The organism is Halioglobus japonicus (genome assembly GCF_001983995.1).
Taxonomy (GTDB): Bacteria; Pseudomonadota; Gammaproteobacteria; order Pseudomonadales; family Halieaceae; genus Halioglobus; species Halioglobus japonicus.
Genome location: NZ_CP019450.1, coordinates 187,511 through 200,455 on the forward strand (window position 1 = coordinate 187,511; position 12,945 = coordinate 200,455).

The window sequence follows — 12,945 nt, forward strand, 5'->3', positions numbered from 1 at the left end:
TTTTGCCATTTCAAACGATCGTTTTTCGACCATTTGAGCGCCTCAAAGGCGCTTGGCAAAGCGCGCCGCGGGCCGACCCGCGGCAACGATCAGGCAATTTCGAACAGGTGATACTTCTTCTTACCCAGCTTAACCAGGTAGTAACGCCCAAACAGGGCTGCATCAGGGGTAAAGCACGCTGCCACATCGGCATTTTGCTCCCAGCCAATCGCCTGATTGTTTACCAGTACCGCATTGCGGCCCAGCGCGTCTTTCACCTGCTTACCTGAGGATGCCATGCCAGCCTCCGTAAGCAACTGGGTCACGGTCTCAGGAAACTCACTGCGCGCTACAGCACTGGAAGGCAGCCCATCGAGACGCAACTGGTCGAGATCGCTCTCGGACAGCCCCTCAATCGAGCCACTGAACAGGCTCTCGGTAATTCGCTCGGCTGCTGCCAGCCCCTCATCACCATGCACGAGGCGGGTAGCCTCACGGGCCAACACGCTTTGCGCCTCGGGCCTGCCCTGGCGCTCTGCATCGGCCTTTTCAAGCGCATCGATCTCGGCAACATCGAGGAAGGTAAAGTATTTCAGGAACCGGTAGACATCGGCATCAGCACAGCCCAACCAGAACTGGTAGAAGGCATAGGGCGAGGTCTTGTTCGCAGAGAGCCAGATGGTGCCAGACTCGGTCTTTCCGAACTTGGTGCCATCAGACTTGGTTATCAGTGGCATGGTCAGACCGAATACCTGCTCGCCATGCATGCGCCGGGTCAGGTCGATACCACCGGTGATATTACCCCACTGGTCGGAGCCGCCAATCTGCAGGGAACAACCGTGGCGCTTGTTCAGCTCGGCAAAGTCGTAGGACTGCAAAATCATATAGGTGAATTCAGTGAAGCTAATGCCACTGCCCTCACGCTCAATGCGCTGCTTCACCGACTCTTTCTGGATCATGGCATTCACCGAGAAGTGCTTGCCCACATCACGCAGGAAGGTGAGCACATCCACATCCGCCGTCCAATCGAGGTTGTTAACCACTTCCGCGGAGGCATCGCCCGCCTTAAAGTCGATAAACTGGGACACCTGCTGCTTGAGCTTTTCGACCCAACCGCCCACAACATCGGGCGTATTGAGCTGGCGCTCTGCCGCCTTGAAGCTCGGGTCACCGATGAGACCAGTGGCACCACCGACCAGGGCCAGGGGCTTGTGACCGGCCTGCTGGAAGCGGCGCAGCATCAGCAGCGGCACCAGCGAACCGATATGCAGGCTGTCTGCCGTGGGATCAAAGCCACAATAAAGGGTGCGCGATCCGCCATCTAACCAGTCGGCGAGGGCGTCCTCACCGGCAATCTGGAATATCAATCCGCGAGCGCGGAGATCGTCAAGCAGTGCACTACTCATTGGGGCCTTCTCAGGTGGCTAAAAAACGGGCGCCAACCATACAACACCGACCTTCAAATGCAAGCTTCCGCCAGTCTTCGCTATAGAAGTTGTTGATTATTTAATATACTGGCAGCTCGATATAACCGGAAATTCTGTCAGACCATGTCAGGAGCGAAGCGGCCACGGGGCGCCACTGCAATTCGCGAACCCAAAGCACCCCTGTCGCGGTGGGCACTGCCGACCGTCAAAGTTAAGCGCAACCACCTGACACTGGGGCTGGCGGTAGCCGGTTGTCTGGCTATTGGCCTTGGCCTGAGCGGCAACGACGAATCCGCGCCCGAATCGCAGGACGTCGCCACCCTAGAGCCAGTTACGCCACCTGAAATTGCCTCGCCAGAAGTTGCGCCTGCCCCGCCCGCACCGGCACTGCCCGCAGAAGCACCCTGGGTGGAAGATACAGTGCGCAGCGGCGACAACCTGTCGCTGATTTTTGAACGCGCCGGCTATACCAAGCGCGACGTCCACCGGGTTGTTACTGAACCAGAGCACGGCAAGGGCCTGGCCAGGATCCACCCCGGCCAGACGATCGCCTTCCAGGCCGGTAACAACGGCGAGCTGGCCGGCGTCAAGCACGTTAAATCCCGCCTCGAGACCGTGCTGTATCGCCTCGATGGCGACACCTATACCAGCGAGATCCTCGAACGCGAACCAGAGGTGGTGCGCTCAACCGCTTCCGGCGTCATTACCTCGTCACTGTTTATGGCAGGTCAGGAAGCCGGGCTGTCGCAAACCACGATCATGGAAATGGCCAATATCTTCGGCGGTGTCATCGATTTTGTCGGCGATCCACGTAAGGGCGATACGATGAACCTGGTGTTTGAGGAACACCTGCTCGATGGTACCAAGTTCGACGACGGCGACATTATTGCTGCCTCTTACAATAACCAGGGCAAAATGTTCACGGCCTATCGCTACGTGGATGTCCACGGCGAAACCGGCTACTACAACGCCGACGGGGTTAGCATGCGCAAGGCCTTCCTGCTGGCCCCCGTGGATTTCACCCGCATCAGCTCCAACTTCAATCCGGCCCGGATACACCCGATCTACAAAACTGCCAGACCCCACCGAGGTACTGACTATGCCGCCCCCACGGGCACCCCGGTTTATGCCGCGGGCGATGGCCGGGTAGTGAAGGCAGGCTACAGCAAAGCCAACGGCAACTACGTTTTTATCCAGCACGGCGAGCAGTTTGAAACCAAGTACCTGCACCTGCACAAGCGACATGCCAAAAAGGGCCAGCGCGTCAGCCAGGGGCAGGTCATCGGCACCGTGGGCATGACGGGTGCCGCCACCGGGCCACACCTGCACTATGAGTTCCTGATGAACGGCGTGCATCGCAATCCGCGCACCATCCACAAAAAGCTGCCCAAGGCGAAATCCCTGCCCACGGACGAGTTGCCGCGCTTCAAAGCCGCCATCGAGCCAATCGCCCAGCAATTGGCGCAATTGCAGACCGCTACAGACACTCAACTGGCCCTCGCCGCGGCCGAAGCCGACGACCGGGGCTGAGGCAGTGGCCGAAGGGCTTTACCTGGGGCTGATGTCGGGCACCAGTATGGATGCCATAGACGCCGCCATCGTGGCGTGCAGCGAACAGGGTACCCGCCTGATTCACACCCATGAAGAAGCCATTCCCGCCGGGCTGCGGGAGCAGATTCACACCCTCAGCCACAGCGGCAACGACGAGATAGAGCAGCTAGGCCGGCTCGACCGGGCCCTGGGCCAGCTGTTTGCCCGGGCTGCGACACAATTACTGACCGACGCCAATATCGCTGCCGGCGACATCAGGGCTATCGGCAGCCACGGCCAGACCCTGCGCCATCGGCCGCCATCTGCGGGCCACGGTGAATACGCGTTTACGCTACAAGCAGGCGACCCAAATACGATTGCCGAACTTACGGGAATCACCACCGTGGCCGATTTTCGGCGCCGGGATATGGCCGCCGGCGGCGAGGGCGCCCCGCTGGCGCCCGCTTTTCACGCGCTCGCCTTCGGCGCAGCTGAAACACAGCGGGCGATCGTAAATATCGGCGGCATCGCCAATGTCAGCCTGCTCGACGGCACCCGATTGGAGGCCGGCTTTGACACCGGGCCGGGCAACACCTTGATGGATCACTGGCACCAGCGTCACCGCGATGGCCACTTCGATCGCGACGGCGCCTGGGCGGCCCAGGGGCAGGCTCAGGAGACACTGCTCGAAGGCCTGTTAGCGCACGAGTATTTCCAGCTAAAGGGTGCACGTAGCACAGGGAAAGAGGCGTTTAACCTGGCGTGGCTGGACAGCCAATTAGAGGGACATTCCGGGACAACACCGGTCGATGTGCAAGCCAGCTTATGTGAATTTACGGCGCGTACCATTGCCGTGGCGATTACCGGGGAACAACCCGCCACCACCGAGGTGTATCTCTGCGGCGGCGGCGCCCATAACGCCGAGTTGCGCCGGCGCCTTGCCGAGCACTTACCCAACGCGCGGGTCACTGACACCTCGGCTCTAGGCATTGATCCGGATTGGGTGGAAGCCGCGCTGTTTGGATGGCTGGCGTATCGCACCCTCAATCACCAGAGCGGCAACGCCGCGCAGGTCACCGGTGCACAGGGGGAGCGGATTCTGGGAGGAATATACCCGGCCGGCTGAGGGCCAGGAGCTTAGAAGACCAGGTAGCCCTGCTCGCGAATCAGCCGCTGGACTTCACCAGCGCCATAAAAGACAGTTTCAACAAAGGGCTGCAGACCTGTTTCATCGACGCCGTTCTTGCCCATCCAGGAGCGGCAAGCCTTGAATTCAACAATACCCAGCGCGCTCAGACTCGCCGCCTGATCCACCACCGCCTTACTCTGCAGGTAGTTATCACGCAACAGGCTGCGCAGCACCGGCCCGTGCAAAACAATGGTCAGTGGCGCGCCCTGCTCCTGGGTCAATTCACCGGCGGCGAACAAGGAGTCGGCCCGGCCGAGAATTTCGCCCAGATCGGCCTCGGTTTGCAACTCAATCTCGGCCACATAACGCACCGCCTCATCGCTGCCCCCCTGGGCGAGCGATTGCACGGCCAAAAAAAAGCCCAGCAGTACAAACAGGCACTGCCGGGCGTGATTCATCGAAGGCGTTCCTAGATGGAGAACGATGCGCCGCAACCACAGGTGGTGGTGGCGTTGGGGTTTTCGATAATAAAGCGCGAACCTTCCAGGCCCTCGGTGTAATCAACCGTGGAACCCACCAGGTACTGGAAGCTCATGGGATCCACCAGCAGGGTTACACCTTCCTCAGTGATCGCAGTATCGTCCTCGGCAACGTCCTCATCAAAGGAGAATCCATACTGGAAACCGGAGCAGCCGCCACCGGTGATATACACCCGCAATTTGAGTGCGGTGTTCTCTTCCTCGGCCACCAATTGCTGTACCTTCTGCACGGCATTTGAAGTGAGATTGATACTGGTTGGATTGAATGAAGCTGCTACAGACATTGCTCTCGGCACCCGCTGAGGGTTAAAAATCGATCGCCATTATCGTAAAACCGACTATTTTAGTCAACTTTTCGCCGCTTTCGACGGCACCGCCTGGACCACACCATCAGCGCCCATTTCGGTCACCTCGATAAAGGGATCGGGCTGTTTAGCAGCGGGGGTCGACACTGCATCCGAGTGGGTCAGGCTACCGTTAACCTCCGAGCCTGCCGCCATCTCCAGCATCGCATAATGAACGTTGCCCAGCACTCTGCCACGGGACGCCAGCTCCAATCGTTCGGTGGAGAAGACGTCACCCTCAACGGTGCCGTCAATAACCACTACCGGTGCGCGAATTTCCCCTTCGACGCGGCCGTTTTCAGCCACGCTGACTTCGCCACTACTGCCCTCGTCGGCCACCAGATTGCCCTGAACTATGCCTTCTATTTCCAGACAACCGCTGAAATGGACATCTCCCACAATGGTTGTGTCCCGCGCCACGAGCGTGGTGCCCGACGCTGAACCAAACTTTCCCTTCTTACTTCCCCACATGGGTAAACCTCGCTTAACACTTTCTGGCACTGGATCTCACCCCTGCCGGGGCAATGCATGGCCTGTACAGACAGGATAGCTTACCGCCAGACCCATGCCGAAACCAACAAAGCCTAGCGATAAATCACTTTTTCGACCGTTCTCGTGAGCGAAAGCTGACCGGTAGCGCCATACCCACATCGGGCGAAGTGCCGTAACCTGACCAAATTATGGCCAACAATAATTTATGGAACTGCACATGACGCCTCACCTGATTCGATCTGCCTGCCTGTTGTGCCTCGGCGCATTGGTGATATCCGGCTGTTCAAGCAGAGATCCTGCCGCCGTGGCGGCCAGCCTGCCCACGGCAAAGCCTGCCGCTGTGGCTCGTGCCGCCGAGGACGCCCCCAACTTTGCGCCTCACAACCCCCATCTGGCCGACTCGGTATACCCACTGGGCCACGTGAATCCCGCACAGTCTACCGGCGTGAATATCGCCGGGCCGCGGGGCAAGGCCGAGGCCCTGACCGTGGAAAATGGCGGCATTACCTACACCCATCTGGGCCCGGCTCACTTTGGTGGTGCCATCTCGCCGGAATACCCGAATGGCAAACGCGTCATCTGGAGCAATGGCGGCGATCGCATCTCCAAACTGGACTACGACACACTGGACGTGATCGCCGAATACCCGATTACTTTCGGACCGCTCTACCAGAACAAGGGTGAGCTCTACAGCGAGGAGGAGGCAGACGACCTGTTCGACATGCTCGACAGCCAGCCGCTGTTCGCCAACTCCGGCCTGCTGACCGTGCTGCGTACCATTCCCGTGGCCAAAGAGTACTACGGCGCCGGCCTCGCAGGCGTCTACTTCATGCTCAGTGCGGATAACACGCTATACGTGGGTGGCAAGGATTCGATCCTGGCCTATGGGGACGTCAATGCCGGCGAACACGATTCTGAAATCACCCTGCTGCGGGAGTGGAAGAAGCCCCCGGAGATCAAGGGTGGCTTCAATTCCATGAACATGACCTACGATGGCTGGATTGTGTCGTCATCTGATGATGGCTGGCTGGTCATGATCAAGCAGGATTTTGCCGAATACCGCACGATCGCGCTGACTGGCGCAGAGGTCGCCCAGGCCTGGAACCAGCATATGCTCGACATCGGCCGCAGCCAGGGTGCAGCGACCTGGGTACGCAATGCCCCGGCCATTGATAAGGACAACAACCTCTTTATCGCCTCGCTGGAACATCTACACAAGGTCATCTGGGACGGCGATCAGCTGTCTACAGATCCGACCGATGGCGCCTGGGTTGAGCCCTACAGTAACAAGGGCGATATCAGCGTGACCTTTGAGGACATTATCGATCCGGCGACCGGTGAAGCCTACCGCTTCGAGAACGTCAACGTGGGTACCGGCTCGACCATGAGCCTGATGGGCTTCGGCGAAGAGGACAAGTTCGTAGTGATGACCGACGGCGACACCCTGATGAACCTGACCCTGTTCTGGCGCGATGACATTCCCGAGGACTGGCAGCAGCTACCCCAGGCCCCGACACGACGCATCGCCGGTATGCTGCCGGCCAATATCGGCCAGGCCGATAAAACCGAAGTTCAGACCGAGCAATCGGTGGTCGTCGGTGGCTACGGCGCGCTGGTGGTCAACAACGCCCCCGCCAGCAAACCCATTAGCAAGGCCCCGGACGGTGCGTTTATCGGCCTGGCCGGCCACCACCCCGACTTCACCCCCCACGGGGTACAGAAATTCGAGTGGAATCCTGGGGTCCAGGCTCTGCAAGTGGCCTGGGTAAACACAGACGTCGCTTCAGTAAACTGCGTGCCGCTGGTCTCGAACGGTTCCGACATGGTGTACACCGTCGGCGCCAGAGACGGCCACTGGACCATGGAAGGTATTGATTGGTCGACCGGGGAAACCCAGTTCACCTGGGTAACGGGATCAAGCCGGTTTAACACCCAGTTCTCGGGTGTACTGATCGACCAGGAAGGGCGGCTGTGGCATACCACCATACACGGTATTGTGCGGTACGAGCGGCCCGGCCTCTAGAAAAGGGGGACAAACAACTATTTACCGACGCGGGTGAAGCGCGCCTGGACTTGCCAGAGGAAGAGTTCGGTCACTTCCGCTTTGCGCGGTGAGGTGGCCGTCGCGGCGAGGCGCAGCTGGCTGGGAACAAAACCTTCAGGCAGGGTCAGCTGGCCTTCTATCGATTGAAAATAGCGAAAGCGAAGATTGATTCGGTCCGAGTCCACGTCCGGGCTCAATTCAGCCAGCGGAATGGTCACCGGCTCGCCGTCGAGCTGCCCCTCTACTTCGACCCTCAGATAGCCCTTGAGCAGGGAGTGCTTGAGCGTCTCCTGTTGAACCACCATACGATAGGCATACTGGCCCTCGCGCTCCAGGGCCACCAGTTCCGGTGAGCGCAGGCTCAGACCCTGGGCTATCTCTCCGGGGGCCATCAGACTTTTGTAAAATCTCAGGCCTTCTTCGAGGGTGGCGATGTGCTCTTTCTGGGCCGCAATTTCCTGACGCACCAGTTCGAGCGCCTGCTGGTCCATTTCATGGCGAGCTTCCTGCACATCCAGCTCACCCTCCAGGCGGGCCACGTCGGCACGCAGAACCGGCACCTCTTCACCGAGAGCCTGATACGTTGCCGGGTCCAACCCCATGCCGCTGTAGGCGGCACGTTGACCAAGATAAAAGCCCGCCAGCAGCACCACGGCCAGGGCGAGCGTGGCCACAATCACCTGCAGTCGGCGATAGCGGCGCTGCTTGTCCCGTACGCTGACCACGCCGAAATCAGGGCAACAGCCCGACCTGCTCCAGGCCCATGATCTCAGGCAGGCCGAGCATGATATTCATGTTCTGGATCGCCTGACCTGACGCACCTTTGACGAGATTGTCGATGGTCGCCATCACGACCACGGTGTCGCGGTCCTGAGGCACCTGAAGGCCGATCTGACAACGGTTTGCACCTTTGACCGTACGCGTTTGGGGGAACATCCCCTGGGGCAGCACGTCGACGAAGGGCTCATCCGCATACCATTCTTCGTAAAGCGCCTGCAGGTCAGTGCCCGGCTCGTGCAACGTGGCAAACAGAGTTGAGTGAATACCGCGGATCATTGGCAGTAAGTGGGGGACAAACGTCAGCTGTACCGCTGAACCTGCCACATCACCCAGACCCTGCTCGATTTCCGGTAGGTGCCGGTGACCGGCGACGCCGTAAGCTTTAAAGCTGTCGGCCACTTCCGGGAAAATATTGTCGACTTTGCCCTGACGCCCCGCACCGCTGACCCCGGAGGCGGAGCTGGCGATCAGTCGTGCTGGGTCCACCAGCCCTTTGGCCAGCAGCGGAATCAATCCCAGCTGCACAGAAGTGGGGTAGCAGCCGGGACAGGCCACCAACTGCGCGCCGGCAATAGCCTGGCGGTTCACCTCAGGCAGGCCGTACACCGCCTGGCGCAGGATATTGGGGCTGGCATGGGGCTCGCCATACCACTGCGACCACAGCTCAGCATCGCGGATGCGATAGTCAGCAGACAGGTCGACAATGCGGGCACCGGCGGCGAGCAGTTCCGGCACCATGTTCATGGCAACGTTATGCGGGGTCGCAAAAAACACGACGTCACAGGCCGCCAGCGTAGCGACATCCGGCTCGGAAAACGCCAGATCGTAATGGCCGCGCAGATTGGGGTACAGGTCGTCCACACGGCGGCCACTCTCGGCGCGCGAGGTGATCGCCACCACCTCCGCCTGCGGGTGCGTCGCCAACAGGCGCAACAGTTCCACACCGGTATAACCGGTACCACCTACAATGCCAACCTTGACCATGTGTCTACTTCCTCGAAATCTTCACTACCACGGGGCGCAACCTGCCGCCGGTTCCCGGGGCCGGACATTATAGAAGCATTACCTGCGCAAATAACTGGTAATATTGGATTTTTGTTTCGGGCCAATCCTTAAACCGTGCGCAAACTGATCGCTGAATACCGACGCCTGCTGGCCGACTATGAGTCGGTGTTGGCGTACTCTGTGCTCGGCATTGTGGCCGGCCTGGCATCGGGCCTGGTGGTGATCGCCTTTGAAATGCTGATCAGCCAACTGGCGCTGATATGGGGTGTAGGCAATAACGGCGATGGCTTCGAGGCACTGCCTCGCCACCTGCAATTCGCACTACCCGTTGGGGGCGCCCTGTTACTGGGTATTTGCTACCACTTCCTGAAACCGGAAGATCGCGAAACCGGCATTGTTCACGTGCTGAGCAAAATGCACTCCAATTACGGCGCTCTCCCGGCGCGAAACGCAGTGGTGCAGTTCTTTGCCGGCAGCTTTGCCCTGGCCAGCGGCCAGTCAGGCGGCCGTGAAGGCCCTGGCGTGCATCTCGGGGGCGCCATTAACAGCCTGCTGGGCCAGCGACTGGGTCTGCCGAGTAACAGTCTGCGGGTACTGATTGCCTGTGGCGCTGCCGGCGGCATCGCGGCCGCTTTTAATACGCCGCTGGCGGGCGTGATTTTCGCGATGGAAGTGATTATCGCCGAGTACACGGTGGTGGGCTTTATCCCGGTGATTCTGGCCGCGGTATCCGCGTCAGCGGTCAGCCGCACACTGCTCACCGGCGGTGTATTTTTCGCCATCCCGGAACTCGAGCTCAACTCTCTGCTGGAGATTCCATACATTATTTTCCTGGGATTCTGCTGCGGCTTCGCCGTAGTGGCTTTCAGCAAAATTTCCCGAGCCACCGCCCGCCTGGCCCATTGGAACGTGGCCATCCGCTTTACCCTGGCCGGGCTGGTGACCGGCGCGCTGGCCATGGCGGCACCGGAGATTCTGGGTATTGGCTACGATACCCTATACATGGCCCTGCAAAGCGAGCTCACCCTGCTCACACTGCTGGTGGTGGCGGGTGCCAAACTGGTGGCAACTGCCGTCAGTGCCGGCGCAGGCATGCCCATCGGTATTATCGGCCCGAACCTGTTAATCGGCGCCTGCATCGGCGGCGCGCTCGGCCTGCTGGGCATGCAGTTCATGCCCGAACACGCCTCCGACCCGGTGCTGTATGTAGTTATCGGTATGGGTGCCTGCATGGCCGCCGCACTCAATGCCCCCTTGGCCGGCCTGTTAGCGGTGGTTGAGCTTACCCACACCACCAGCATTGGCATGCCAGCCATGCTGGCGATCGTAACGGCCACATTGACCGGCACCGGGCTGTTCCGCCAGCGCTCAGTTCACCAGACGGTGCTCAAGCAGCTGCGCCGCGTGGTCCCCGACGACCCCCTCAATCAATTGCTACACCGCACGCACGTCACAGCCATCATGGACAATCGCGCAGTGCGCGTGCCAGTGAAGCTCACTGACGAGGATTTGGAACCACTGCTGGAGTTCAACCCCACCTGGTGTCTGGTCACGCGTGAAGGGGAAGATCTCTACCTGGTGCAGGGGCCGGAACTACTGGCTTGGTTGCACGAACATCCGCGGGAGGACGACAGCGAGGAGCCGGTGGATATTACCGATGCGGGCATTCGGCGCTGGACCACCTCTTCCGTGCCAGTACAGGCCAGCCTGCGCCAGGCCCTGGACAGCATTAACGCCAATACCGCGGAGATCGCCTGCGTGTATGAACGCAGCCGCACCTCGGGCAAACGTATACTGCACGGCGTCGTCACGCGCGAGACCATCGAAAAATTCACCCTGGGCAGGTTGTAATAAGGAGAAAACCAACGTGCTGTGGATTAAAGCCTTCCATCTCATTTTTGTGGTGTGCTGGTTTGCCGGCCTGTTCTACCTGCCGCGCATATTCGTCAACTATGCAGCCGCCGAGAGCGACGAAACCCGGGAGGTACTCGCGGGCATGGCGCGGCGCCTGTACCGGTTTGTCACGCCATTTATGGTGCTGGTGATTCTGCTCGGGCTTGGCCTGCTGGCCACCAACCCCGGCTACTACCTGCAAACCGTTTGGATGTGGGCAAAACTGAGCTGCATGCTGGCACTGGTGCTCTACCACCTGCAGTGCGGCCGCTACGTCAAGGCGATTACCGAGCACACCGACGACCGTAGCCACGTGTTTTACCGCTGGTTTAACGAAGTGCCGGTGATTTTTCTGTTTGCCATGATTCTACTGGCGGTACTGAAACCTTTTTAGCTGTAGCCAGTCACAGCCTGGACGGGGCAGCGGCGCTGGTGGATATTCTCCTGCCAACACCGGATAATTCGCCTCCCGGCCAACAATGACCAAGGATTCCCGGCCCATGAGCAGTTCTACAGATCTCTTCGATCGCGCCTGTCAGCACATTCCCGGCGGTGTTAATTCACCGGTCCGCGCCTTTAAGGCTGTGGGCGGCACGCCGGTATTCATCGACCGCAGCGACGGCGCCCGGGTATACGATTGCGAGGGCAAGGCCTACATCGACTATGTACTCTCCTGGGGCCCCATGATCATGGGTCACAATCACCCCGCGGTACGCGAGGCGGTGATCAAGCAGAGCGAGAAAGGCCTCAGTTTCGGCGCCCCCACCGAACTCGAGATCCAGCTCGCCGACCGCATCTGCGAGATCATGCCGGGCATGGACCTGGTGCGCATGGTCAACTCCGGCACCGAAGCCACCATGAGCGCCATTCGCCTGGCGCGCGGCTATACCGGCCGCGATACCATCGTCAAATTCGAAGGCTGTTACCACGGCCACTCCGATTCACTGCTGGTGAAGGCCGGTTCCGGCGCGCTGACCATGGGCGTACCCAGTTCGCCTGGCGTCCCCGCGGCACTGGCGGATCACACCATGACCCTGACCTACAACGACCCGGAAGGGGTGCGCGCAGCCTTCGCTGAGCACGGCGACAGTATTGCCTGCGTGATTGTTGAACCGGTTGCGGGCAATATGAATTGTATTCCTCCCGAACCCGGGTTCCTCGAGACACTGCGTGAGTGCTGTGACGTCAGCGGCGCGGTGCTTATCCTCGACGAAGTCATGACCGGTTTTCGTTTCGGCCTGCAGGGTGCTCAGGGTTTCTTTGGTGTCGAGGCCGACCTGACAACGCTCGGCAAAGTGGTAGGTGGCGGCATGCCCGTGGGCGCCTTCGGCGGCAAGCGCGAGATTATGGAACAGATCGCCCCGCTCGGCCCGGTCTACCAGGCGGGCACGCTGTCGGGCAATCCCATTGCCATGGCCGCGGGCCTAGCGACCCTGGACATTATTTCTGCCGATGGATTTTACGAACCACTGTTCGCCAACACCACACGCCTGTGTGAAGGGCTACAAGAAGCAGCAGATCGCGCCGGCGTACCCTTCACCACCAATCATAGCGGCACCATGTTCGGCGGGTTTTTCACCAACGCCAGCAGCATGACCAACTATGCTCAGGTCATGGCTTGCGACACCGAACGCTTTAACCGCTTTTTCCACCTGATGCTGGAGGCCGGGGTGTATCTGGCGCCCGCCTCTTACGAGGCCGGCTTTATGTCCAGCGCACATACCGATGCCGACATCGACGCCACCGTCGATGCCGCCCGCGGTGCATTCGCCGCCCTGTAACG

The 12,945-nt window shown here is 60.0% G+C and carries 12 protein-coding genes; 6 read left to right on the forward strand and 6 right to left on the reverse strand.

The window, feature by feature from the left end:
• Window positions 1-89: 89 nt before the first annotated feature.
• Window positions 90-1,385 carry a tyrosine--tRNA ligase gene (gene tyrS, locus BST95_RS00925; protein WP_084197774.1) on the reverse strand — a complete coding sequence of 432 codons (1,296 nt, stop codon included), beginning with the start codon at window positions 1,383-1,385 and terminating at the stop codon, window positions 90-92.
• Between the two features lie 144 nt (window positions 1,386-1,529).
• Between tyrS and BST95_RS00930 the strand changes: the two genes are divergently transcribed.
• Both BST95_RS00930 and BST95_RS00935 read left to right on the forward strand, forming a co-directional pair.
• A complete protein-coding gene (locus BST95_RS00930; protein ID WP_084197775.1) occupies window positions 1,530-2,936 on the forward strand; it encodes a peptidoglycan DD-metalloendopeptidase family protein in 1,407 nt (468 codons plus the stop codon).
• A 4-nt stretch (window positions 2,937-2,940) separates the two neighbouring features.
• A complete protein-coding gene (locus BST95_RS00935; RefSeq protein WP_102106399.1) occupies window positions 2,941-4,062 on the forward strand; it encodes an anhydro-N-acetylmuramic acid kinase in 1,122 nt (373 codons plus the stop codon).
• A gap of 11 nt (window positions 4,063-4,073) precedes the next feature.
• Here the strand turns inward: BST95_RS00935 and BST95_RS00940 are convergent, their stop codons facing one another.
• From BST95_RS00940 to BST95_RS00950, 3 genes are all read right to left on the reverse strand, one after another.
• Window positions 4,074-4,523 (reverse strand): DsrE family protein, encoded by a 450-nt coding sequence (locus BST95_RS00940; RefSeq protein ID WP_084197776.1) that lies wholly within the window; start codon window positions 4,521-4,523, stop codon window positions 4,074-4,076.
• Between the two features lie 11 nt (window positions 4,524-4,534).
• The gene (gene erpA, locus BST95_RS00945; RefSeq protein WP_066053882.1) at window positions 4,535-4,888 is read right to left on the reverse strand and encodes an iron-sulfur cluster insertion protein ErpA; all 354 of its coding nucleotides are present in this window, start codon (window positions 4,886-4,888) and stop codon (window positions 4,535-4,537) included.
• 63 nt (window positions 4,889-4,951) lie between these two features.
• Window positions 4,952-5,419 carry a bactofilin family protein gene (locus BST95_RS00950; protein ID WP_084197777.1) on the reverse strand — a complete coding sequence of 156 codons (468 nt, stop codon included), beginning with the start codon at window positions 5,417-5,419 and terminating at the stop codon, window positions 4,952-4,954.
• A 238-nt stretch (window positions 5,420-5,657) separates the two neighbouring features.
• Between BST95_RS00950 and BST95_RS00955 the strand changes: the two genes are divergently transcribed.
• Window positions 5,658-7,463, forward strand: a complete 1,806-nt coding sequence (locus tag BST95_RS00955; protein WP_084197778.1) for a hypothetical protein — start codon at window positions 5,658-5,660, stop codon at window positions 7,461-7,463.
• Between the two features lie 17 nt (window positions 7,464-7,480).
• Here the strand turns inward: BST95_RS00955 and BST95_RS00960 are convergent, their stop codons facing one another.
• Together BST95_RS00960 and argC are read right to left on the reverse strand one after the other, a co-directional pair.
• Complete coding sequence (locus BST95_RS00960; protein WP_084197779.1) at window positions 7,481-8,209, reverse strand: DUF6776 family protein; 729 nt, start codon at window positions 8,207-8,209, stop codon at window positions 7,481-7,483.
• A 7-nt stretch (window positions 8,210-8,216) separates the two neighbouring features.
• Window positions 8,217-9,248, reverse strand: a complete 1,032-nt coding sequence (gene argC / locus BST95_RS00965) for an N-acetyl-gamma-glutamyl-phosphate reductase (protein ID WP_084197780.1) — start codon at window positions 9,246-9,248, stop codon at window positions 8,217-8,219.
• A gap of 135 nt (window positions 9,249-9,383) precedes the next feature.
• Between argC and BST95_RS00970 the strand changes: the two genes are divergently transcribed.
• The 3 genes from BST95_RS00970 to hemL all read left to right on the forward strand — a co-directional run bounded on the left by BST95_RS00970 (window position 9,384) and on the right by hemL (window position 12,943).
• Complete coding sequence (locus tag BST95_RS00970; RefSeq protein WP_084197781.1) at window positions 9,384-11,120, forward strand: chloride channel protein; 1,737 nt, start codon at window positions 9,384-9,386, stop codon at window positions 11,118-11,120.
• A gap of 16 nt (window positions 11,121-11,136) precedes the next feature.
• Window positions 11,137-11,556, forward strand: coding sequence for a CopD family protein (locus tag BST95_RS00975; protein WP_066053866.1), 420 nt, complete (start codon window positions 11,137-11,139; stop codon window positions 11,554-11,556).
• Between the two features lie 106 nt (window positions 11,557-11,662).
• Window positions 11,663-12,943, forward strand: coding sequence for a glutamate-1-semialdehyde 2,1-aminomutase (hemL, locus tag BST95_RS00980; protein WP_084201012.1), 1,281 nt, complete (start codon window positions 11,663-11,665; stop codon window positions 12,941-12,943).
• Window positions 12,944-12,945 lie beyond the last annotated feature (2 nt).